A 22,063-nucleotide genomic window follows, 5' to 3' on the forward strand; every position below is an offset into this window, starting at 1 on the left:
CCGATCGGGCGACCGAGACCGCGACGCTGTCCGGACGCCCTCGCTCAGCGGTGGGCCACGGCGGACGCGTGGGGGTCGGCCGCCCGGGCCAGGCCCTCCGCGCTCGTGACCTCGTCCAGCGCCAGGGCGACCGCGCCGTGCAGGGCCGCGTCGGACCCCAGCACGGCGTCGCGCACCGGGGTGGGAGCGGAGCGGCGCCACGCCATGAGGCCTGCGGTGTAGGCGTCGTCGAAGGCCGGGCCGCGCAGGCGCGGAGCGAGTCCGCCGAGCACGACGACGTCGGGGTCGTGCGCGTTGACCAGCCCCGCGATGCCCCGGCCGAGCGCGGCCGCAGCCCCCGCGGCGGCCGCTCGGGCGGCGTCGTCGGTGCGATCCAGCACGGTCGACGCGAACGTCCGCGGGTCGGACGGCGCCGGCATCCCGAGGCGGCGGGCCAACCCGTACCCGTCCACCTCCGGCCCCCAGCAGCCGCGCGCCCCGCACGGGCAGTCGACCGTCGGGTCCCCGAACGGCAGGTGGCCGAACTCCCCGGCGGCGCCGTGGGCCCCGGTCTGCGGGCGACCGTCGAGGAGCAGGGTGCCGCCCAGGCCGACCTCGACGAGCACCGACAGCGCGGTCCCCGCGCCCGCGGCGGCCCCCGACCGCGCCTCGGCCAGCCCGGCGAGGGTCGCGTCGTTGCCCTGGAGGACCGGGAGCCCCGCCCCGCCGGTGAGCCGCGCCGGATCGAGCGTCGTCCAGTCCAGCTCGCCGGCGCGCACGACCCGGCCGTCGGACAGCGGTGCCGGGAACGACACCGCCAGCGCGAGCGCACCCCGCGCGCCCACGGCCTCGGCCACCTCCTCGGGGCACGCACGGACCCGTCGTCCGGTCGCGACCACCGTGGGGATCCCGTCGAGCCCCGCGACCCCGAGCCGCCAGTCCTCGTGGCGCAGGTCCAGGGCCAGCACCGTCGGGCCGTCCGCGGCCGGGGTCAGGCGGGTCGTCGGCCGTCCGCGTCCCGAGACCGGCGCGCGCTCCTCGGCGATCCAGCCGGCCGTACGCAGCCGGGCGACGGTCTCCGTCGTCGTCGCGCTCGAGAGGCGCAGCTCGTCGGCCAGCGCGACCCGTGTCAGCCCCGGGGCGCGGCGCACCGCGTCGAGCACCCGGGCGGCCGTGCGCCAGCGGTCCACGGCCCCGCGACCGGGCTCACACCGGAACCCGGGTTCACCACCCGCCGTCGGGAACATCCCGCCATTATGCTCGGTTGGCGAGGAAAAGCGATGTGGAGGTGGGCGGAGAGGTGACGGTCGTGGACGCGGTGCTGTTCGACATGGACGGCACGCTCGTGGACTCCGACGCCGTCGTCGAGCGGGTCTGGCGGGCCTGGGCCCGCGAGAACGACGTCGACGAGGACCTCGTGCTCGCGACGATGCCCGGTCGTCCGGCCGCCGACACGGTCCGCGAGGTCCGCCCGGACCTGGACGCCGAGGCCCACGGGCGTGCGCAGCTGGCGAAGGAGTACAACGATCTCGACGGGGTCGTCGCCGCGCCCGGCGCCCACGAGCTCGTCGCCGCACTCACGGTGCCCTGGGCCGTCGTCACCAGCGCCGACGCCCGCCTCGCCGGGCTCCGGCTCGGCGCCGCCGGCATCACCCCGCCCCTGCTCGTCACCCGCGACCAGCTGACCCACGGCAAGCCCCACCCCGAGGGCTACCTGCGGGCCGCCGAGCTGCTCGGCGCCGACCCGACCCGCTGCCTCGTCGTCGAGGACACCGCCACCGGCGCCGCCGCCGGGAAGGCCGCCGGCGCGCGGGTCGCCGGACTCAAGGGGATCGACGCCGATCTCCCGATCACCAGCCTCACCGACCTGTTGGAGCTGACGCGATGAGCGCCGTCCTCGAGACCGCCCCCGGGACCCGGACGCCCCGGTTCACCGTCCCCACCGGCGTCAGCCTCGCCACCCTGTCGCTCGGCGGCCTCGCCATCGGCACCACCGAGTTCGCGAGCATGGGCGTGCTGCCCGGGTTCGCCGCCGACCTCGGGGTCTCGGTCCCGACGGCGGGTGTGGCCATCAGTGCCTACGCGCTCGGCGTCGTCGTCGGGGCTCCCCTGATCGCGATCGCCGGCGCCCGGTGGGCCCGCAAGAAGCTGATCGTCGTCCTCGCGACCGCGCTGGTCGTGTTCAACGCCCTGTCCGCGCTCGCCCCGGCGTTCGTGCCGTTCGTGGCGCTGCGGTTCCTCGCCGGGCTGCCGCACGGCGCCTATTTCGGCACCGCGGCGGTGCTGGGGGCCGCGCTGGTCGAGCCCGCCCGTCGGGCCCGCGCCCTCGCCGCCGTGATGCTGGGTCTGACGATCGCGAACATCGTCGGCGTGCCCGCCGCGACGTGGCTGGGCGAGACGTTCGGGTGGCGCTCGGCGTACGTCGCGGTCACCGCGATCGCCCTGGTCACCGTGCTCGCGGTCGTCCTGCTCGTGCCGAACGCCGCGGCGGCCCAGGGCGGCAGCGTCCGCGGCGAGCTCACCGCCCTGACCCGCCCGCAGGTCTGGCTCACCCTCGGTGCGATCAGCGCCGGCTTCGGCGGCCTCTTCGCGGTGTACAGCTACATCAGCCCGATCCTGACGAACCAGGCCGGCGTCGACGCTGGCACCGTCCCGCTGCTGCTCGGCGCCCTGGGCATCGGCATGACGGTCGGCAACGTCGTCGGTGGTCGCCTCGCCGAGCGGATGCCGCGCGCGACCATCGCGGTCGCGCTGGCCGTGTACTCGCTCGTACTGCTCGCGTTCGTGTTCGCCGCGCACCACCCGGTGACCGCGGCGGTCGGGCTGTTCCTGCTCGGCTTCGTCGGCCTGTCCGCCGGGCCCGCCCTGATGGGGCGGCTGATGGACTTCGCCGCCGAGGGCCCGTCGCTCGCCGCGGCCAGCTTCCACTCGGCCTTCAACATCGCCAACGCGATCGGCGCGGCCCTCGGCGGTGCGGTCCTCGCGGCCGGTCTCGGCTACGACGCGCCGGCCCTGGTCGGGGCGGCCCTCCCGGTGCTCGGGCTGGTCGTCTTCGGCGTCAGCGTCGCGCTCGAGCGCCGCCGCTGACCCTTCCCGACGACCGGTCGCACCAACCTGCGGAGTTCCCCTCCCTTCCTGGGAGCGAACGCGGTCATCCGGGTGACCGGACGTCCCGGCCGCGATCGGCGGATCGGCCGTCCGGGCGTACCCGCTGGTCCGGGCGAGTGGGACCGTCCGGGGACGGCTCACATCACCCCCACCGTGGTCGACACGTCGGCACCGAGGCCGCACGAAGGGGGCAGGGGTGGGCGTGCTGGGGACCAGGTCGACGGCTCGGCACCGTCGTCGACGCACCTGGGGTGGGGCGACGCTCCTCGCCCTCGTGGTGGCCGCCGCCGCGGTGCTGGGGGTCGCCGGGGTCGCGACCCTGCTGATCGTCGGAACCGGCGAGGACCCCGCGCCGACCTCGGTGGCGCCGGCCGTGGCGCCTGCGGTCCCCGTGGGCGGCAGCGCGCCCGGCCCGGCCGTCGCGGCGGTCACCACGGGCCTGCAGCCCCCGCCCGCCGCGGGGGTCCCGGCGGTCCCGGCCGTGGTAGCACCGATCGCCGGGGCCGCGGTCGCCCCGATCCCGGACGCGACGTCCGGCGCCGGGACCGTGCGCGGCGCAGCGGGCGGGGCGTCGTCCCGGTCCGCCGGGACGTCGGGCGCCTCCTCCGGCGGCTCCTCGGGCGGCTCCTCGGGCGGCTCCTCGGGCGGCTCGGGATCGTCATCCGGGTCGGGCGGGTCGGGCGGCTCCTCCGGGTCGGGTCGGTCGGGAGGGTCGTCGGGCAGCTCGGGCAGCTCGGGCAGCTCGGGCAGCTCGGGCAGCTCGGGCAGCTCGGGTGGCGGCTCGTCGGGCGGCGGGGGCGGTGGCGGCGGCGGCGTGAAGGTGTGCGCGAAGGTCGTCGCCGGGGTGTGCGTGGGTCTCGGCTGACGCCGAGCGGCCCCTCGGCGCGGTGGCGGGGCCGGCGGGGCCGCACGGCGGGACCCCTCGGTCAGGCGAGCAGGTCCGCCCAGGACGGTGTCGCCGCGATCCCGGCCGCCGTCCCGGCCGCCCGCTCGCAGAACCCGCTCCCGACGACGACCGTGGTCGCCGCGGCGATCGCGCCGGGTCCGTCGGTCGCCGCGACCCGGAGCCCGATCCCGGCTGCCACCACCCCCGCCGCGTTGATGTGGTGGTCGGCGCCCTGCGGGACCACCACGAGCGGCCGCCCGTGGATGGCCGCCGCGAGCACCGTGGCCGCCCCGGCGTGGCAGACCACCGCATCGACGCGCTCGAGCACCGGCCCGAGCGCGCCGAACGGGCGCAGCGCGACCCGGTCCGGGTGGGCCACGTCCAGGGCGTCGAGCGACGGGGGCAGCGCGACCACCGCGCGCGCCCCGCTCCCGGTCACGGCGTCGACCACGCCGGCCAGGGTCGGACCGTCGAGGAACAGCGTCCCGAGCGTCACGAGGACGGCGGGCCCGTCGCCGGGCGGTACGGCGACCGGCACCGACCCGGCGTCAGGAAGGGCCAGCTCGGCGCGCACCGGGGTGAGGGGGCCGGGAGCCTCCCAGCCCGGCGGGCGGAGTACCGCGGGCCAGGGGTCGAGGCGGCGGCGGGGCGAGGCGTACGGCAGCCCGGTCGCGAGCACCGTCGTCCGGATGTCCGCGTCGATGTCGGCCATGCAGACCGGGCCGAGCGAGACCACCTCGAGAGGGACGTCCCATGCGGCGGCGAGGACGGGGCCGAGGCCGTCGAGGCCCTCGGCGACGACGAGGTCGGCCTGCCAGGAGCCGAGGGCCGCCCGGGCCGCATCGAGCGTCACGCCGACCCGCTGCCCGCCGAAGAAGTTCCCGCAGTCGATCGGCAGCCCGTCGGGACGTTCCCCCTCCGGGCGGGGCAGCGCGAGCAGCTCGTCGAGGTCGGGCCCGGCGACCAGGTGCCGGACCCCGGGCGGCAGCAGCGGCGCCGCGCTGGGAGCGCTCAGCAGGGCGACGTCGTGGCCCCGGGCGACGAGCTCCGCGGCGAGCGGCCGCAGCGCGAGGACGTGGGCGACGGCGGGGAAGGACGTGAGGAGCACGCGCACCGGATCATGATCGTCGACGCGCGCGGGGCCGCGGCACCCCCGCGACGGTGCCCGATCTCCTCGCGCTCAGCGCACGCAGTGACGCATTGGCGGCACCGGCAGGTGCTCAGGCCCCGCCGGTCAGCGCGGTCACGACGTCGTCGACCGGCACCTCGCGTCGCTCGCCCGAGCGCCGCTCGGTGACCTCGACGACCCCGTTCGCGAGGCCGCGGCCGACCGTGATCGAGGTCGGCATGCCGAGCAGCTCGGCGTCGGCGAACTTGACGCCCGGGGAGGCCTTGCGGTCGTCGAGGAGCACCTCGAGGCCGGCCTCGGCGAGGCCCGCGGCGATCGTCTCGGCGGCCGCGCGCTGGGCGTCGTCCTTCCCGGCGATGACCAGGTGCACGTCGAAGGGGGCGACCTCACGCGGCCACACCAGGCCCTTGGCGTCGGCGTGCTGCTCGGTGATCGCCGCGACCGCGCGCGAGACGCCGACGCCGTAGGACCCCATCGTCACCGTGGTCCGCTTGCCGTCGGCCCCGAGCGCCTCGAGCCCCAGCGCCTGCGCGTACTTGCGGCCGAGCTGGAAGATGTGGCCCATCTCGATGCCGCGGGCCGCGACGAGGGTGCCGGCGCCGTCGGGCGACGGGTCGCCCGCGCGGACCTCGGCGGCCTCGATGGTGCCGTCGGGGGTGAAGTCGCGGCCGGCGACCAGGTCGAAGACGTGCCGGCCGGGCTCGTCGGCGCCGGTGATCCAGGCGGTGCCGGTGACGATCCGCGGGTCGACGAGGAACCGCACGCCGTTCTTCTGCAGGCCGACCGGACCGATGTAGCCCTTGGTGAGGAACGGGTTGCGGGCGAAGTCGGCGTCCTCGAGCAGCGCCACCTCGGCGGGCGACACCGCCGCCTCGAGGCGCTTCATGTCGACCTCGCGGTCGCCGGGCACACCGACGCCGAGGAGCTGCCACTCGTCGGCCCCGGGCAGCCGGGTCTTGACCATGACGTTCTTCAGCGTGTCGGCCGCGGTGTGGTCCCGGTCGGGGAACAGCGACCGCGCCACCGCGACCAGCGAGTCGATCGTCGGGGTGTCGGGGGTGTCGTGGACGACCGCCTCGGGCTTGTCGTCGATCGACTGCGCGGGCGGCGGGGTCGTGGTGACCGCCTCGACGTTCGCGGCGTACCCCGACTCCAGGCACCGCACGTAGGTGTCCTCGCCCGCCTCGCAGGGCGCGAGGAACTCCTCGGAGGCCGACCCGCCCATCGCGCCGGACATCGCGGACACGATCTGGATCTCCAGGCCGAGCCGGTCGAACAGCTTCTGGTACGCGAGGCGGTGCGCGGCGTAGGACTCGGCGAGGCCCTCGTCGGTGAGGTCGAAGGAGTACGAGTCCTTCATCGTGAACTCGCGGCCGCGCAGGATGCCCGCGCGGGGACGCTCCTCGTCCCGGTACTTGGTCTGGATCTGGTAGAGCGTCACCGGGAAGTCCCGGTAGGACGACGTCTCGCCCTTCACCATCAGCGTGAAGAGCTCCTCGTGCGTCGGCCCGAGCAGGTAGTCGGCCTGCTTGCGGTCCTTGAGCCGGAAGAGCGTGTCGCCGTACTCGGTCCAGCGGCCCGTCGCCTCGTAGGGCTCGCGGGGCAGCAGCGCCGGGAAGTGCACCTCCTGCGCGCCGATCGCGTCCATCTCCTCGCGCACGATCCGCTCGACGTTGCGCAGCACGCGCACACCCAGCGGCAGCCAGGAGTAGATGCCGGGCGCGACCCGCCGCACGTACCCCGCGCGCACGAGCAGCTTGTGACTGGTCACCTCGGCGTCGGCCGGGTCCTCGCGCAGGGTGCGCAGGAACAGCTCGGACATGCGGGTGACGCCTCGTGCCATGCGGTGAGCCTACTGACCGGGGTGAGTGGTTTTCCGCGCCCCGTCCGGCCCTATGCCGGGGCGGACTGCCGCCGTGCTGCGGCTGCTCCTGCTGGTCCTCGGGTTCCTGACGACGGGTGTGGGCGCCTGCCTCGACCGGCGCGGCCTCGGGGTGTGGACCCTCGAGCGGCGGCTCGACCTCCGGATCGCGGGGGCGGTGCTCCTCGCCGCCCTCGCCGGCCTGCTCGCCCTCGTTGCGGCGCGGTGGCTGCCCGTCGTCGGCACGGTGGTCGGCACGCTCGCGCTGGTGGCCGTCGGCATGCTGCTCGCGGTCACGATCGCGCCGGTGCAGGGCCTGTCGTGAGCCGTCGACCGGCGGGGGCTACTGGTAGGTGACGAGGTCCGGCGGCGGCGTCAGCGCGAGGGCCTGCTGCGGGGTCAACGTCGGGGTGTCCTCGTCGATGAACAGCTTGAACCCGAGGTGGAGCTGCTGCGGGCGTTGCAGCTCCTGGTACTTGCCGATCTTGTTGGGCGGCGCGCCGAAGCCGTCGATGTGTTGCACGACGGCGAGCTGCGGCGGGGTCTGGAGGCGCTCCGGGTTGCTGATCATGTTGGGCGTGAACTGGTGCAGCACGAACAGCTTCTGCGGGAGGTCGTTCGTCGTCACGAGGTTCGCGAGCCAGCTCGAGACCTGGTTGACCTCGTCGGCGCTGACCGTCCCGATGGACTTCCCGGGCACCTGGCCGGGCGGCATGCGCCACTCGGGGTCGAGGGCGAGGCTGACGTCGGGCTCGCGGAGCAGGTCCTCCCAGGGCTTGACGGCGGTCATGAAGTCCGCCCGCCCGGGCTGGATGTCGATGATCATGACCTGCTGCTTCGCGCGGGCCGCCGCGAGGTACTGGCGGGCCTCGGCCTGGTCGATGTCGCTGTGGTAGGTCCCGTCCGGGCCGGGGGTGCTGTTCGCGATGGAGACGATGAGCTCCATGGCGGGCAGGACGGTCTTGCCGGGCGTCGCGAACGGGGCCGCCGCCGCCTCCAGCTTCGTGGCCGCGTCGGTCGGCGAGCCCTCGCCGAGGACGCCGAGCGCGTCGGTGCCGGCGGTGCCGTAGTAGGCGACGACCCGGTGCTGCGGGAAGAAGGTCGTCCCACCCCGCGGGAGCTGCGGCACCGGCGGTGGCGTGGGCGCGGCGGCCGACTGGGCCGGTACGCGCAGCGCCGGGTCGGCCGCGGCGGCCCGCGGCGGGGTCGGACCGTCGGCGTGGTCGGTGATCAGCGCGACCAGCCCGAGGAAGGCGGCGAGCACCAGCGCCGCGAGGACGAACGCGAACAGCACCCGCCGACGCCGGCGCCGGTCCCGGACGACTCCGGGCCGCGGGTCCGTCGCCGGGCGCGGCTCCTCGACCGGGGACATGACGTCGGTGCGCTCCGACGTCGTGATCTCGGTGCGCTCCGCGGCCGACTCGGGCTCCGCTGCCGTGGTCTCCGGGGCGAGCTCGGTCTTCCCGACGGCGGGTCGCGACGGCTCGGTCGGCGACTCGGAGATCGTCGACGTCGCACTCGACGACGACTCGGGCCTGGCGGTGGCGGCCGAGGCGGCCGCCGTCGCGCCGGCTGCAGCAGCAGCGCCGGTGGTGGCGGCCGTGGTCGAGCCGGACGACGTGTCGCGGTCGGTGCGGTTGGTGCGGTCGGTGCGGTCGGTGCGCTCGGTCGACGGGCGGGAGCGGGTGGCTGTCGGGGTCGCCGTCACATCCGTCGTCTCGGAGGCTCCGGGAGCGGGTGCTGCGGGCTCGGCGACGGGCCGGGCCTCCTCGGCCGGCGCGGCGGTCGGACGGTCCGGGCGGTCCGGGCGGTCTGGGCGGTCCGGGCGGTCCGGGCGGTCCGGGCGGTCCGGGCGGTCCGGGCGGTCCGGGCGGTCCGGGATCGGCCGACCGGTGGTCGGACGGTCGGTGTCGGGCTGCCGCCGATAGCGGTTCGCGATCGCGCCGGCGACGGCCCCCATCCCGGCTGCCGCGGCGCCGAGCACGGCTCCGCCGCGGCCGACCGGTGTGCTCGGACCGCGTTGCGAGGACTCGGTCTCCGGGGTGTCGACCCGGTCGATGACGTCGGTGTGGCTCTCGTCGACGCGGCCGGTACCGGTGCGGCGTCCGTCGGTGCGGTCGTCGGTGCGGTCGTCGTTCCGGCGGTCGTCGGTCCGGCGGTCGTCAGTGCGGCGGTCGTCGGTGCGGCTCGGGTCGGTCCCCGGAGCGGAGACAGCCGGCGTGGTGGTCCGCACGGTGTCGGGTTCGGTCGGCGTCGCCCGCGTCGTCGTGGTGGCGGCGTCGGCCGTGGTCGATGTCGTGGACGACGTCGAGGTCGACGACTTCTCGCTGGTGGTGTCCGACGTGGTCGTGGCCGACGGCTTCCCGGGGGCCTCGTCCCTGGTCCTGCCCGCCGCCCCGACCGCAGCGGCGGCGCCAGCGGCTCCGGCGGCCGCGCCCGCCGTGGCGCCGGAGTTCGTCGGGCGGGAACCGGGGCGCGCGGAGGACGTGGGCCGGGGCGGCGTCGGGGTCGGACGCGACGGGGTCGACCCGGTGCGGGACGGCGCCGGACCGGTCGCGGCGCGGGCCGAGGGGACGGTGTCCTGCTCGCGCGGCGTCGAGGGGGCGTCGTCGGCCGACGGGGTCAGCCCGGGGGTCCGCCAGGGAGGCGTGCGGGGGGCGACGCCCGAGGACGATGCGGTGTCGCGACTCGGGGCGTCGGGCGGTGCCGCAGGTGGTCCGCCCGGACCCGGGCGGCCGGCACGAGGGGGCGGCGCCTTCGGGGCCGACGTCCGGCCGCGGTTCCACAGGGCACCGCGTGAGGGGGGCGACGCGGGTCCGGGGCGGGCGGGCGCCGGCGGGCCGGCCGCGTCCCGCGGCGGTGCCGGTGCCGTCGCGGGCTCGGGCTCGGCAGGGCTCGGAGCGGTGGCGGCGGTGGGCCGGTCCTCGTCGCGGCCGGGCTCGGCGGGAGCCGACGGAGCCGTCCGCTCCTCGCGAGCGGCATCCGGAGCAGCATCGGCGTCAGCCTCGGGAGTTTCGGGGGCCTCGGGGGCCGACCCGGCGGAGGCGCCCTCGGAGGTCGGCGCCGCACCTGCGGCCCCGCGCCGGGTCTCCTTGCGTGCGCGCCGGGACCGCCAGGAGGACCGGGTCCCCGACTCGCCCGACTCGCCCGACTCGACGGACTCGCCGGACTCGTGGACGGACTCGTTCTCCGGCGAGGTCCGCGGTGCGGGCGGCTCGGCCGCCTCCGCCCCACCCGCGGGCTTCAGCGTCACCTCGTCGGGTCCGCCCCAGCGCATGACGCCCTCCTCCGCTCCCCCGGCGCGACTCGAGCGTCGACACCCGACGTCACACCGTAGGCAGCGCGGCCCGGTTCCGCGGCACATCCGCCCCGCGTGTCACAGAAGCATCACCGGTCCCGGGTCGGTCAGCTCAGGCCGAGCACCGACAGCGCGACGCGGGCAGCCTCCCCGCCCTCGGCCTCGGCGACCGCGAGCGCGGCCGGCACGTCGAGGTCGTCGAGCAGGGCTCCGACCACCGCGTCGACGGCGGCCTGCCCGTCGACGTGGCGACCCGCCGCCGCGTAGAGGCCCTCCAGGCGGTCCGCCGCGGCCGCGATCTCGCCAGGGGCGACGTCCCAGGCCTGCGCCCACGGCCGGTCGAGCACGAGGAGCCGGACCGCGGCGGCGGGCCACGACTCGAGCAGGTCCGAGACGAGCAGGAGGTTGCCGGCCGACTTGGCCATCTTCGCGCCGTCGACCTGCACCGTGCCGACGTGCAGCCGGGCGCGGGCGAACGGCCGGACCCCGGTCATCGCCTCGGCCATCGCGCCCATCGCGGTGTGATGGGGGTGGCGCAGATCGGCCCCGCCGACGTGCAGGTCGACCGCCGGGCCGAGCACCGACAGCGCCATGGCGGCGCACTCCGCGTGCCAGCCGGGCCGCCCGTCGCCCCACGGGCTGGGCCAGGCCGCCTCGCCCGTCAGGGCCGGGCGCCACACCGTCGGGTCGGCCGGGTCCTCGGCGCGAGCCGAGGGCGGGACCTGCGAGGACCCGTCGTCGGGAACCCGGTCCGCGAGGCCGACGGCGGAGGCCCGCAGGAGCACCTCCCCGTCGCGCTCGTAGGCGACGCCCCGCTCGAGGAGGCCGGCGGCGAGGCGGACGACGTCGTCGACGTGGTTGTGCGCCCGCGGCTCGTGCGCGGGCGGGCGAACGCCGAGGGCCGCCATGTCGCGGTCGAAGCGGAACTGGCCGACGGCGGCGAAGCTGTCGAACCGGCTGCCCGCCCGGTCGGCGGCGGCGGCGTCGAGCACGTCGTCGACGTCGGTGACGTTGCGGCAGACCTCCACCGTGACCCCGACCCGACGCAGGACGCGGGTCGCGACGTCGGCCCAGACGAAGGTCGCGGCGTGCCCGAGGTGGGTCGTGTCGTAGGGCGTGATGCCGCAGACGTAGGCGCGGGCGTGCCCGACCGTCGGCAGCGGTTCTCCGGCGAGGGCGAGGCGCGAGGTCGTCACGACCCCATCCTGCCGGGCGGGAGACGCAGCGGAGCGGAGCTCGACCGTCGGGTCCGGTCTAGCGCTTCGTGGCCCTCGCCGCGCGGCGCCACTGGATCATCCGCCCGAGGCCGGGGATCGCCAGGAGCAGCACGCCCGCGATCGCCGAGAACAGCATCCAGATGCCGAGCGGCAGTTCGGCCTGCAGCCCCAGGAACTGCACCCGGGCGGGGTCGAGGTTCTGCAGGATGAAGATCAGCAGGAAGACCAGGACGACCGCGCCGAGGATGAGGCCGATCCAGGCCCCGCCGATGCGGGTCAGGCCGGGCCCGGTCTTCGTCGGCGTGGCGTGGGTGCGGGTCGGCGCCGCGCCCGCGGTGCCGCCGGGGAGGCGCTCGGTCTCGCGCTCCGCGGGCGGCGGGGTGTCGCGACGGGCGACGGCGGTCTGCTCGACGGTCGGACCGTCGGCGGGGGACGGCGCGCTCAGGTCCGGTGTGCCGGCCGCGTCCTTCTCGCTCATGGCGCTCATCCTGGCGGTTCGGACGCCGCGCCGGGAGCCGACACGACCGGGTACGCTCATGTCAGTCACTGACATGGAGGTCCGATGGGCGACGAGGTGTGGGTCCTGGGAGCGAGCGGCCGGACCGGCCGGGCGATCGCGGCGCAGCTGGCCGCCCGCGGAGTCGGGCTGACGCTGCTCGGGCGCTCCGCCGACCGACTCGCCGCGCCCGCCGCCGAGCTGGGCGCCCGCGTCTGGACCGGCTCGTTCGACGAGCTGCTCGCGCAGCTGCCCGACGCAGCCCCACCCGTCGTCGTGAATGCCGTCGGCCCCTTCACGACGACGGGTCCTGCCGCGGCCCGGGCATGTCCGCCGGGGACGCACTACGTCGACGTCGCGAACGAGATCCCCGCGTTCGAGACCCTGCTCGCGCTCGACGGGGTCGCCGTCCGGGAGCGGCGGACCATCGTCACCGGGGCCGGATTCGGGGTGCTGGCCGGCGAGTCGACGGTGCTGCGACTGGTCGAGGACCGACCGGCGCCGCAGCGGGTGCGGGTCGCCGTGCTGCCGTCGGTCGCGGCGGAGGCGAGCACCGTCGGCCCGGCGCTGGCGGGGACCATCGTCGGGCAGTTCCCCGAGGGCGGCCGGGCGGTGCGCGGCGGGCGGCTGGTCCGCACCGCGCCCGTCGGCCGGACGGAGACGCTGCAGACCCCCGACGGTGCGACCGTCCCGACCACCGTCGCGCCGTTCGGCGAACTCCTCGCGGCGTGGCGGGCGAGCGGCGCTCCGGAGGTCGAGGCGGCGTCGAGCATGGTGCCGGGCGGGACGGCGGTGCGGCTCGCGATGCCGGTGGCGAGCGCGCTGCTGCGCGTCCCCGGCGCGACGCGGCTCGCGGCGGCCGGGCTCGCGCGGGTGCCGGTACAGGCGGCCGAGCGCCCGCGGCCGCACTCCTGGGCGCACGCCCGGGCGACCTGGCCGGACGGGTCGGTCCGCACCGCGTGGCTGCGGCTCGACGACGCCCTGGACTTCACCGCCGCGGCGGCCGCGGAGACCGCCCGTCGGCTCGCCGCCGGGGAGGGCCGGCCGGGTGCGTTCACGCCGGGCGCCCTGTTCGGCCCGGAGCTCGCGGTCGCCGCGGGCGGGACGTTCATCCCGTCCTGACGGCGGGTCGGACCGTCACGGGCTGCTCGTCCGGCGCCGCCGCGGGCCGACCACCGTTGGAGACCCGCTGACGCGACGACGCGAGGCGCCCGACGGGCGTGTTCGACGTACTGCTCGAGGACGAGCGCACGCAGCTGGAGACGTCCATCGACGAGCACGGGAGGCTCTCGAACGGACGCCGGCGGGAACGTGCGACGAGCAGGGCCGCCGCCTGGTCCCGTCCGCGACGACGCTGCTCGGGCGGCCCGCGCGACGGCCTGGCGCACAGCCGCCCCTCATCGGGCTCCGAGCCGTGCCCCACCGCCGCGCCGCAGGCTCGTCGTCATGACCGGGAACCGCTTCGGACTGACCGCCACCCTCGCCGGGATCGCCGCGCTCGGCGGGGCCGGAACCCTCGCAGCGGTCCTCCCGGCTCCCGGCGCCTCCGCCATCCGGCCCGTCGCGATCACCGAGACCACCGCCGCCGGGAAGCCGGAGGTGAGCCCGACCGGCCCGGACAACCGGACCCGCCGGACGGCCGACGTGCCGGGAGCCGGCCCGTTCCCGCACACGGCCGACCCGATCAGCTCGGGCATCTTCGACCTCTGAGCGCGGCTCGTCAGGCGCTGCCCGGGGCGAGCCACCGCTCGAGGGCCCGACGGGCGGCCGCATCGCGCGCGGCGATCTGCCGGAGGTCCTCGGCGAGCGCCTGCAGCCACGTCTCGACGTCGACCCGACGGCGGCTGATCACCACCCCGCCGGACACGCGCCGGACCTCCGCGTGCACCCGCTCCCCCTCGGCACGCAGTTCCAGGTCGCGACCCTCACCGTGCACGACGACCGACTCGACGCGGCCCTCGCGTCCCGCCACCCGGTCGCCCAGCCCGCGACGGCGCCCGATCTCCACGGATCCCGCCGGCATCGCCTCGCCGAGCGACCCGGACAGGATCCGCGCGTAGGACGCCACGTCGAGCCGGTCGGCCTGCAGCGCGGCAGCGAGGACCGAGACGTCCGCGAGCGGCCCCAGGCCGCTCGACCCGGCGTCGGGAACGAGGTCACCCATCGGTCAGGGGCAGCACGAGCTGCGGGGTCGCGATGTGGTGGTCCTCGCGCAGCGGGCGCACGGCCGTGCCGATCGCGAAGAACTCGGTGGTGTGTCCGCCCCAGCGGTGTCCGTGGGCGTTCAACCGGACCCCGACGATGCCCTCGGCGTGCAGCGCCTCCGCCTCGGCCTGCATGCGGCTCATCGCGAGCTCGCGGGCGTCGTAGAGCCCCTCGGTGTACTGCGGCAGCTCGACGTTCTGCCCGATGTTCGACATCGCCTTGAACATCCCCTGGTGGGCGATGTGGTAGACGCACGAGCCCATCACCATGCCCAGCGGCGCGTAGCCCGCCTGGATCAACGTCCAGAAGTCCTGCCCGGAGAGGTCGGAGGTGAAGGGCTGGCGGTGCAGGTTGCGCCAGGAGCCCCCGGGCGCCCCGGGCGGCGCGTGGTCCGCCCCGACGGCCGTGCCGACCGCGATGAACTCGGCGAGGTCGTTGCCGAACTCCTTGAACTCGATGTCGAGGCGCACCCCGACGATGCCGTCGGCGCCGAGGGCGTCGGCCTCGGCCTCCATCCGGGTCATCGCGAGTTCCCGCGCGTGGTACATCGCCTGCGAGAGCGTGGTGAGCTCCTGGTTCTTCCCCCACCGGCCCACCTGGAAGCCGACGTGGTAGATGCTCGATCCCAGCACCAGCCCCAGCGGGCGGAACCCGGCCTCGCGCACCAGGAGGAACTCGTTCACCGAGAGATCCGAGGTGAACATGCTGGTCGGCTGGCCGGGTCGCATGTGCTCGAGGCGCCGCATCGCGTCCTGCGGGACACCGGCCTGGGTCGGGACGTCGGTCACGAGAGTCCTCCTCGCGGGCGCAGGGGCATGACGGTCAACGGCGCCGCGACGCGCGGCGCCGGACGCTCGACCGCGACGAGCGCGTCACCGAAGACGGTGGCCTCGGCGACGTGGTCGCGGTGGTTCTCGGCCGGTTCGACGTGCCACATCCGCACGCCCAGGCTCGACACGATCGCGCCCTGCCCGCCGGCTCCGGCCACCTGTTCGCCGAAGCGCCGCCGGGCGTCGGCGCGGACCGCGGTGGCGAGCTGGGTGTACCCGGTCACCTCGGTGTTGCCGGCACCCCAGGACGCCTGTCGGCGGGTGGCCCAGTCGTCGTGGCGGATGGAGATCGCGATGCCGTAGACGAGCTCGGCCGGGAGCCAGCCCGCAGCGAGGAGCTTGGCCACGTCCTGCCCGGCCAGCGAGGTGGTGAACGGCCGGGGAGGTGGGGTGGCACGGGAGCGGACGGCGGTCCCGAGCGCGACGAACTCGCGGCTGCCCTGACCGAGGTGGTCGGCGGTGAGGATCACCCCGACGACGCCGTCGGCGCCGATGGCCTCCGCCTCCAGCCGCATGCGGTGCAGGGCGGTCCCGTAGCCGCGCTCGAGCGCCTCCACGTAGGGCCTGAAGGCGGGTAACGGCGCCATCGGCCCGGCGACGCCGCCGAGGATGCCGCCCCCGAAACCACCGCACCCGCCGTAGCCCGACCAGCCGACGTTCTGCACGATCGAGCCCATCACCTCGCCGACCGGCTCGTACTGCGTGGTCGCGAGACCGGCCGCGGACGGCACGGAGAGCATCGAGGTCCAGGGGCCCCCGGCCGCCGCGCGACGCACCCGCTCGGCCGCCACCGGCGGCAGGCCCCGGCCGTCCCACTGCTCGGACACACCGCCGAAGCTACACCGCTGCGCTGCCGCATCTTCGCAGGTCAGTGGGCGTTTACGGCGCTCTGCGACCGGTGTCCGGATCGCCGGTGCCGGGGTCCGGGAGACGCACGACTCAGCGTTCACGAAAGTGAGCCGAGCTAACCTTTCCGATGATGACGACCACGGTGCGCGGGCGCGCGGGGACGGCCGGACTGACGCTGGCGCTCGGATGCCTGACCGTGTTCATGGCGAACCTGGACACGACGATCCTCAACGTGGCCCTCCCGACCATGGGACACGACCTGGGCGCGGCCACCAGCGGGCTGCAGTGGACGGTGAACGCCTACGTCCTGGCCCGCGCCGGCTCCCTGTTCGTCTGCGCCTCGCTCGGCGACCGCTTCGGGCACCGTCGCATCTGGATCCTCGGGCTCGCCCTGTTCGGGCTGGGGTCGCTGGCGTGCGGGCTCGCGCCGGGGCTGGGCGCGATGATCGTGTTCCGGGTGCTGCAGTCCCTCGGCGGGGCGATGATGACGCCCGCCACCCTCGCCATGCTCGCCCGCGCCTACCCGCAGGGACCCGCCCGCGCGCAGGCGCTCGGCATCTGGTCGGCCTCGACCGGGATCGCGATGGGGCTGGGGCCCGTGGTCGGCGGCGTCCTCGTCGACTCGGTCGGCTGGCGGTCGGTGTTCATGGTGAACGTGCCGATCGTGGTGATCGCCCTGCTCTCGTCGCGGCTGGTCTCGGACGGGACGCGGCCCGCGGCCCCACCGAAGCTCGACCTCCTCGGCCAGACCGCGATCGTGGCGACCCTCTTCCCCGTGACCTACGCGCTCATCACGGCACCCGAACGGGGCTGGGACTCGCCGGTCACGCTCGCGCTCCTGGCGGTCGGGGTGCTCGCCGCGTGGGCCTTCGTGGTGGTCGAGCGTCGCTCGGACCACCCGCTGCTCACCCTGTCGGACTTCCGACGGCCCGCGCTGCTCGGGGCGATGGGACTCGCGGTCGCCGCCTTCGTCACCCTCGGCGGCTTCCTCTTCTTCAACACCCTCTGGCTGCAGGAACACCGCGGGCTGTCAGCCCTGCAGGCCGGCCTCCTGACGGCACCGGCGACCCTGAGCTCGTTCCTGCTCTCGCCGCTCGCGGGCCGGATCGTCGGGCGCATCGGCCCGCGCGTGCCCGCGACCCTCGGCGCCACCTGCCTGGCGGTCGCCACCGGGTGGCTCGCGCTGACGGTCTCGACGACGGGCCCGCTGTGGACCGTGCTCCCGGGCTACGTCCTGCTCGGGGTCGGGCTCGGGCTGACGAACACGCCGGTCAACACCATCGCGGTCGCCTCGATGCCCGAGGAGCGGGCGGGGGTGGCCGGGGCGATCGCCACGACGTCGCGGCAGGTGGGCTCGAACCTGGGGGTCGCGCTGCTGGGCACGATCGTGTTCTCCGGCGCGTTCGTGCCCGGACTGAACCACGCCTACGTGCTCGCGGCGGTGCTCTCCGCCGCGGCGGCCGGGTTCGCCTGGTGGGCGCTGCGCGTCCGCCCGGCCTGATCCGGTCTCAGTGCGCCAGCGCCACCGTCACCATCCGGCCCCGCCGCTTCTCGACGACGAGCTCGCCCACCCCGCCGAGCTCGCGCGCCGCCAGGATCGCCGCCGCCTCCGCGACCGACCCGGTCCCGGTGAGGCGCCGGACCACCGCGGAGGGGTTCGGGACGTGGACGGCGTCGAGCTCCGCCGTGGTGAACAGCAGGAGCTTGCAGCCGTGCGCGACGGCCTCGATCGCCGGCTCGCCCAGCCGACGGTCGATCGTCGCGACGGCGTCGTAGGCCAGGTCGCCGACCGCCTCCCGCAGGAACTCGGCGGGCGTCCCGGGCTCGACGCCCACGCCGAGCACGATCACGGTGGGCCGACCAGGCCGGCCACGAACCGCCGTACCGCCTGCGGCCGGCCGGCCGGGTGGGTGTGCAGGTAGGAGGCGTGGACGTTCCCCTGGACGTAGCCCTCGGTCGTGTCGTTCCACGCCCAGGCGGGGTCCGGGCCGGCCTGCGGGGTGGTCACCGTGCGGTGGAACTCGTGGCCGGTCACGACCTCGCCCCGCGCGGCCACCGGGGAGTCGGTCACCGCGGTGGCGGTCCGATACCCCAGCGTCAGGCGCGGGCCCATCGCGGCCTCGGCGTCGAGCACCCCGCACATCGGGGCGCCGTCGAGCGACCGCCCGAGGTAGAGCAGACCGCCGCACTCGGCGTGGACGGCACCACCGGCCGTCGTGAAGGCGTGGATCGCAGAACGGAGCGCGACGTTGGCCGAGAGATCCTCGAGGTGCTCCTCCGGGAAGCCGCCGGGCAGGACGAGGGCGGCGGTGCGATCGGGCAGCGCCTCGTCGCGCAGCGGGTCCACGACGACGACCTCGCCGCCGGCCGCCTGCAGGAGCTCGGCGTGCTCGGGGTAGCCGAACGTGAACGCCGGTCCGCCCGCGACGGCGACGACGCGGCGCGCGCGACGATCGGTCGGCCCGACCTCGAGCACCGGGTCCCACGGCTCCACCGGGGTGGCGGGCGCGCTCCGGGCGAGCCGCTCGACGGCGTCGAGGTCCACGTGCCGGGCGACCAGTGCCGTCATGGCGTCGACGGCGGCACGCGCGTCGGCGCCGTGCTCCGCGGCCGTGATCAGCCCGAGGTGGCGCGACGGCACGGCGAGCTCGGCCCGGCGCGGGACCACGCCGAGCACCGGGACCCCGACCTCCGCGCACGCCACCCGCAGTGCGTCCGCGTGCCGCTCGGTGCCGACCCGGTTGAGGATCACGCCGGCCGGCGCGACCCGCGGGTCGAAGGTGCGGAACCCGTGCAGCAGCGCCGCGACCGACCGGTGCTGCCCGCGCGCGTCGACGACCAGCACCACCGGCGCGTCGAGCACGCGCGCGACGTGGGCGGTGGACCCGTCGTCGGGACCGTCCTCCGGTGGAAGGAAAGCGTCGTTGCTGCCACCGGGCGACAGCAACGACGCGTTCCTGCCACCCGGGGAGAGCCGCCCGTCGAACAGCCCCATCACGCCCTCGACGACGGCCAACGCCGCTCCGGACGCGCCGTGCGCCACGAGCGGGGCGAGGCGGTCGGCGCCGCAGAGCACCGGGTCGAGGTTGCGGCCCGGGCGCCCCGAGGCGAGGGCGTGGTACCCGGGGTCGACGTAGTCCGGGCCGATCTTGAACGGCGCGGGCACCGTGCCGCGGGCCGCCAGCGCGCCCAGCAGCCCCGTCGTGATCGTGGTCTTCCCGCTTCCCGACGACGGGGCCGCGATCACCACGCGCGGGGGCAGGACGGCGCTCATGCCGGGCCCGCGCCGGGAGTGCGGCACAGCGCACCACCGCTGACGCACTCCGCCGCACTCGCGGGGTGCCGGCTCACCACTCGATGCCCTTCTGACCCTTCTGGCCGGCGTCCATCGGGTGCTTGATCTTCGTCATCTCGGTGACGAGGTCGGCCGCCTCGACCAGGGCCGGCGGCGCGTCCCGACCCGTGATGACGACGTGCTGGAACCCGGGCCGGTCGTTCAGCACCGCGACGACCTCCTCGACGTCGATCCACCCCCACTTCAGCGGGTAGGTGAACTCGTCGAGGACGTAGAAGTCGTGCGCCCCGGCCTCGAGCCGACGCCGGATCTCCGCCCAGCCCTCGCGCGCGGCCTCGGCGTGGTCCTCCTCGGAGCCCGCCTTGCGGCTCCACGACCAGCCCTCACCCATCTTGTGCCACTCCACCGCCCCGCCCTGGCCGGTCTGCTCGTGCAGCTCGCCGAGGGCCTTGAGCGCGGTCTCCTCGCCGACCCGCCACTTCGCCGACTTCACGAACTGGAACACCGCGACCGAGTTGCCCGCCGTCCACTGCCGCAGCGCCAGCCCGAACGCGGCGGTCGACTTGCCCTTGTTCACGCCCGTGTGCACGACGAGCAGCGGGCGCCGGCGGCGCTGACGGGTGGTGAGCCCGTCGTCGGGAACGGTGGCGGGGACGCCCTGGGGCACGATTCCTCCTGGTCGGGGCTCAGGCGCCGACGGCGGTCCGGGCCACCGCCGCGACGCTCTCGCCGGTCAGTTCGTCGAGAGTCACGATCGCACCTGCGGCCGCGCCGGCGATCCGACCGGCCAGCCCCAGACGCACGTGCCCGGACTCGCAGTCGACGACGACGGTGCTCATCGCCGCTCCCCCGCGGCCCGGTCCGGCCTCGCGGGCGAGACCCCGTGCCGCGTCGAGCGCCGCGTCGAGCGGTCTCGGACCACCCACCGTCGCGCGCCCGTCGGTCAGCACGACGAGCAGCCCGCGGCGGCGGGGATCGCGCACGCGCTCGGCGCGCAAGACCCGGCGGGCGGTCCGCAGACCCTCGGCGAGCGGGGTGCGGCCCCCGGTGCGCAGGTCGGCGAGCCGGGCGTGTGCGGTGTGCACGCTGGAGGTGGGTGGCAGCGCGACGGCCGCGCCGGTGCCGTTGAAGGTCACGACCCCGACCTTGTCCCGCCGCTGGTAGGCGTCCCGCAGCAGCGCGTCGACCGCGCCCGTGACGGCCGACATCCGCTTCCGCGCGGCCATCGAACCGGAGGTGTCGACACAGAACAGCACGAGGTTGCCCTCGCGGCCCTCACGGTGGGCGTGCCGGAGATCGTCCGGTCCCGGCCGCCCTCGCCGCCCGCTGCGGATGCTGGCGAGCACCGTCGCCGGCACGTGCGGGGCCGGTCCCGACTCCGGCGCCTCCGCCACCGCCCGCACCGTCCGACCGCGGCGACCGCGCGCCCGGGACCGACGGCCCGGGACGCCCTCGCCGACGCCGTGCACCTCGAAGCGGCGGCTCTTCAACCGGACGCGCTGCGGGGCCCCCGCCGGCGACAGGAAAGGGTCGTTGCTGTCATCCAGTGGCAGAGAATCCGCATCGTCGGTCCCGCTCCCCCGTCCCGACGCCGGCCCGGGTCGGCTCGGGGGCGTGGGTGCGGTCTCCGCTCCGGGTCGCTCCGACCCGGAGCCGGAGCCGCTGCCCGGTCCACCCTCCGCGCCACCCTCCCGGGGAGCCGCCGTCGACCCGTCGTCGGGACCGGACCCGTCGTCGGGACCCTGGTCGTCGGGGCCGGAGCCCGGCCCGCCGGGACCGTCGTCGTCGGGATCGTCGTCCGGGCTGTCGTCGTCCAGGTCCTGCACCGCCTGCTCGGCCGCCTCGAGCGCCTTCTCGAGCTCCTCGTCGGACAGGTGCGGCTCGTCGAACGGGTCGCGGCGGCGCCGGTGCGGGAGGGCGAGGCGGGCCGCGGCGCGGACGTCGTCGACGTCGACCGCGTCGGCGCCGCGCCACGCGGCGTGCGCGACCGCCGTCCGGGCCACGACGACGTCGGCGCGCATACCGTCGACCTCGACGAACGCGCAGACCGCGGAGATGCGGACCAGCTCGCGGTCGGTGAGCGACACCGACCCGAGCCGGTCCCGGGCGGCGGCGAGCCGGGCGCGCAGGGCGTCCTCGTCACCAGCGAACCGGGACGCGAACGCCGTCGGGTCCGCGTCGTGGGCCAGCCGGCGGCGCACCACCTCTGTGCGCTCGGCGACGACCCGCGAGGCCTCGACGCGGACGGTGAGCCCGAAGCGGTCGAGCAGCTGCGGGCGGAGTTCGCCCTCCTCCGGGTTCATCGTCCCGACCAGCAGGAACCGGGCCGGGTGCGTGAACGAGACGCCGTCGCGCTCGACGTGCGAGCGCCCGGAGGCGGCGGCGTCGAGCAGGAGGTCGACGAGATGGTCGTGCAGGAGGTTGACCTCGTCGACGTAGAGGACACCACGGTGGGCGAGCGCCAGCAGTCCGGGCTGCACGGCACCGCGCCCGTGGGCGAGGACCTCCTGCAGGTCGAGCGAGCCGATCAGGCGGTCCTCGGACGCGCCCACGGGCAGCTCGACGAGGCGGGCGGGGCGCTGCTCGACGGGGACGTCGGGTCCGAACGGTCCGTCCGGGCTCTCCTCGCCCGCCTCGACGTCGACCCCGAACCGGTCCCCGGCGCGCACCGCGACGTCGGGCAGCAGCGTCGCGAGGGCGCGGACGATCGTCGACTTCGCCGTGCCCTTCTCCCCGCGGACCAGCACGCCGCCGATACCCGGGTCGACCGCGGAGAGCAGGAGCGCGAGCCGCAGGTCCGGGTGGCCGACGACGGCCGAGAAGGGGAACGCCACGGGACGCGACCCTAACCCGACGTCGGGAACCTCATCTCAGCGACCGCTGAGATGTGCCCCTCGACTACGCCGCCAT

Annotated in this window: 20 protein-coding genes; 7 read left to right on the plus strand and 13 right to left on the minus strand. The window is 76.1% G+C overall.

Features of this window, described 5'->3' with window-relative positions:
• Positions 1–44 precede the first annotated feature (44 nt).
• The gene (locus tag QSK00_RS25640) at positions 45–1,169 is read right to left on the minus strand and encodes an ROK family transcriptional regulator (protein ID WP_285595500.1); all 1,125 of its coding nucleotides are present in this window, start codon (positions 1,167–1,169) and stop codon (positions 45–47) included.
• Between the two features lie 110 nt (positions 1,170–1,279).
• Between QSK00_RS25640 and QSK00_RS25645 the strand changes: the two genes are divergently transcribed.
• The 3 genes from QSK00_RS25645 to QSK00_RS25655 all read left to right on the plus strand — a co-directional run bounded on the left by QSK00_RS25645 (position 1,280) and on the right by QSK00_RS25655 (position 3,952).
• The gene (locus tag QSK00_RS25645) at positions 1,280–1,867 is read left to right on the plus strand and encodes an HAD-IA family hydrolase (RefSeq protein ID WP_285595502.1); all 588 of its coding nucleotides are present in this window, start codon (positions 1,280–1,282) and stop codon (positions 1,865–1,867) included.
• Positions 1,864–3,066, plus strand: a complete 1,203-nt coding sequence (locus QSK00_RS25650; RefSeq protein ID WP_285595503.1) for an MFS transporter — start codon at positions 1,864–1,866, stop codon at positions 3,064–3,066. The genes QSK00_RS25645 and QSK00_RS25650 overlap by 4 nt, the downstream gene beginning before the upstream one ends.
• A 217-nt stretch (positions 3,067–3,283) precedes the next feature.
• Positions 3,284–3,952 (plus strand): hypothetical protein, encoded by a 669-nt coding sequence (locus tag QSK00_RS25655; protein ID WP_285595505.1) that lies wholly within the window; start codon positions 3,284–3,286, stop codon positions 3,950–3,952.
• A 61-nt stretch (positions 3,953–4,013) separates the two neighbouring features.
• On the opposite strand, the gene QSK00_RS25660 is transcribed toward QSK00_RS25655, so the two are convergent.
• The gene (locus tag QSK00_RS25660; protein WP_285595507.1) at positions 4,014–5,087 is read right to left on the minus strand and encodes a glycosyltransferase; all 1,074 of its coding nucleotides are present in this window, start codon (positions 5,085–5,087) and stop codon (positions 4,014–4,016) included.
• A gap of 106 nt (positions 5,088–5,193) precedes the next feature.
• Entirely contained in the window at positions 5,194–6,945 is a 1,752-nt protein-coding gene (locus tag QSK00_RS25665) for a proline--tRNA ligase (protein ID WP_285595509.1), read from the minus strand.
• A gap of 73 nt (positions 6,946–7,018) precedes the next feature.
• Here QSK00_RS25665 and QSK00_RS25670 point away from each other — a divergent pair, with 73 nt between their 5' ends.
• The gene (locus QSK00_RS25670) at positions 7,019–7,288 is read left to right on the plus strand and encodes a hypothetical protein (RefSeq protein WP_285595511.1); all 270 of its coding nucleotides are present in this window, start codon (positions 7,019–7,021) and stop codon (positions 7,286–7,288) included.
• Positions 7,289–7,306: 18 nt separating this feature from the next.
• Here the strand turns inward: QSK00_RS25670 and QSK00_RS25675 are convergent, their stop codons facing one another.
• The 3 genes from QSK00_RS25675 to QSK00_RS25685 form a co-directional block, all read right to left on the minus strand.
• Positions 7,307–10,240 carry a hypothetical protein gene (locus QSK00_RS25675; RefSeq protein WP_285595513.1) on the minus strand — a complete coding sequence of 978 codons (2,934 nt, stop codon included), beginning with the start codon at positions 10,238–10,240 and terminating at the stop codon, positions 7,307–7,309.
• A 128-nt stretch (positions 10,241–10,368) separates the two neighbouring features.
• On the minus strand, positions 10,369–11,457 hold the full coding sequence (locus tag QSK00_RS25680) for a cysteine--tRNA ligase (protein WP_285595515.1): 1,089 nt from the start codon (positions 11,455–11,457) through the stop codon (positions 10,369–10,371).
• A gap of 58 nt (positions 11,458–11,515) precedes the next feature.
• Positions 11,516–11,956: a LapA family protein gene (locus QSK00_RS25685; RefSeq protein ID WP_285595517.1), complete on the minus strand. Its 441-nt coding sequence runs from the start codon at positions 11,954–11,956 to the stop codon at positions 11,516–11,518.
• A gap of 84 nt (positions 11,957–12,040) precedes the next feature.
• Between QSK00_RS25685 and QSK00_RS25690 the strand changes: the two genes are divergently transcribed.
• Positions 12,041–13,096: a saccharopine dehydrogenase family protein gene (locus QSK00_RS25690; protein ID WP_285595519.1), complete on the plus strand. Its 1,056-nt coding sequence runs from the start codon at positions 12,041–12,043 to the stop codon at positions 13,094–13,096.
• Between the two features lie 324 nt (positions 13,097–13,420).
• The gene (locus tag QSK00_RS25695; protein WP_285595521.1) at positions 13,421–13,684 is read left to right on the plus strand and encodes a hypothetical protein; all 264 of its coding nucleotides are present in this window, start codon (positions 13,421–13,423) and stop codon (positions 13,682–13,684) included.
• A 10-nt stretch (positions 13,685–13,694) separates the two neighbouring features.
• Here QSK00_RS25695 and QSK00_RS25700 read toward each other — a convergent pair whose 3' ends face one another.
• Genes QSK00_RS25700 through QSK00_RS25710 form a run of 3 tightly spaced genes read right to left on the minus strand, consistent with a single transcriptional unit; the run spans position 13,695 to position 15,836 of the window.
• Entirely contained in the window at positions 13,695–14,138 is a 444-nt protein-coding gene (locus QSK00_RS25700) for a hypothetical protein (protein ID WP_285595523.1), read from the minus strand.
• The gene (locus QSK00_RS25705; RefSeq protein WP_285595525.1) at positions 14,131–14,967 is read right to left on the minus strand and encodes a heavy metal-binding domain-containing protein; all 837 of its coding nucleotides are present in this window, start codon (positions 14,965–14,967) and stop codon (positions 14,131–14,133) included. The genes QSK00_RS25700 and QSK00_RS25705 overlap by 8 nt, the downstream gene beginning before the upstream one ends.
• Positions 14,964–15,836 (minus strand): heavy metal-binding domain-containing protein, encoded by an 873-nt coding sequence (locus QSK00_RS25710; RefSeq protein ID WP_285595527.1) that lies wholly within the window; start codon positions 15,834–15,836, stop codon positions 14,964–14,966. The genes QSK00_RS25705 and QSK00_RS25710 overlap by 4 nt, the downstream gene beginning before the upstream one ends.
• A gap of 152 nt (positions 15,837–15,988) precedes the next feature.
• Here QSK00_RS25710 and QSK00_RS25715 point away from each other — a divergent pair, with 152 nt between their 5' ends.
• Complete coding sequence (locus QSK00_RS25715) at positions 15,989–17,359, plus strand: DHA2 family efflux MFS transporter permease subunit (protein WP_285595529.1); 1,371 nt, start codon at positions 15,989–15,991, stop codon at positions 17,357–17,359.
• A 7-nt stretch (positions 17,360–17,366) separates the two neighbouring features.
• Here QSK00_RS25715 and QSK00_RS25720 read toward each other — a convergent pair whose 3' ends face one another.
• The 4 genes from QSK00_RS25720 to QSK00_RS25735 all read right to left on the minus strand — a co-directional run bounded on the left by QSK00_RS25720 (position 17,367) and on the right by QSK00_RS25735 (position 21,987).
• Positions 17,367–17,693, minus strand: coding sequence for a cobalamin biosynthesis protein (locus QSK00_RS25720; RefSeq protein WP_285595531.1), 327 nt, complete (start codon positions 17,691–17,693; stop codon positions 17,367–17,369).
• An 11-nt stretch (positions 17,694–17,704) separates the two neighbouring features.
• Complete coding sequence (locus QSK00_RS25725) at positions 17,705–19,132, minus strand: cobyrinic acid a,c-diamide synthase CobB (RefSeq protein ID WP_285595532.1); 1,428 nt, start codon at positions 19,130–19,132, stop codon at positions 17,705–17,707.
• Between the two features lie 73 nt (positions 19,133–19,205).
• Positions 19,206–19,820: a cob(I)yrinic acid a,c-diamide adenosyltransferase gene (gene cobO, locus QSK00_RS25730; protein WP_285595534.1), complete on the minus strand. Its 615-nt coding sequence runs from the start codon at positions 19,818–19,820 to the stop codon at positions 19,206–19,208.
• 19 nt (positions 19,821–19,839) lie between these two features.
• Positions 19,840–21,987, minus strand: coding sequence for a VWA domain-containing protein (locus QSK00_RS25735; protein ID WP_285595536.1), 2,148 nt, complete (start codon positions 21,985–21,987; stop codon positions 19,840–19,842).
• Positions 21,988–22,063 lie beyond the last annotated feature (76 nt).

The sequence above is a fragment of the Actinomycetospora sp. NBRC 106378 genome, from assembly GCF_030269685.1.
Lineage (GTDB): Bacteria > Actinomycetota > Actinomycetes > Mycobacteriales > Pseudonocardiaceae > Actinomycetospora.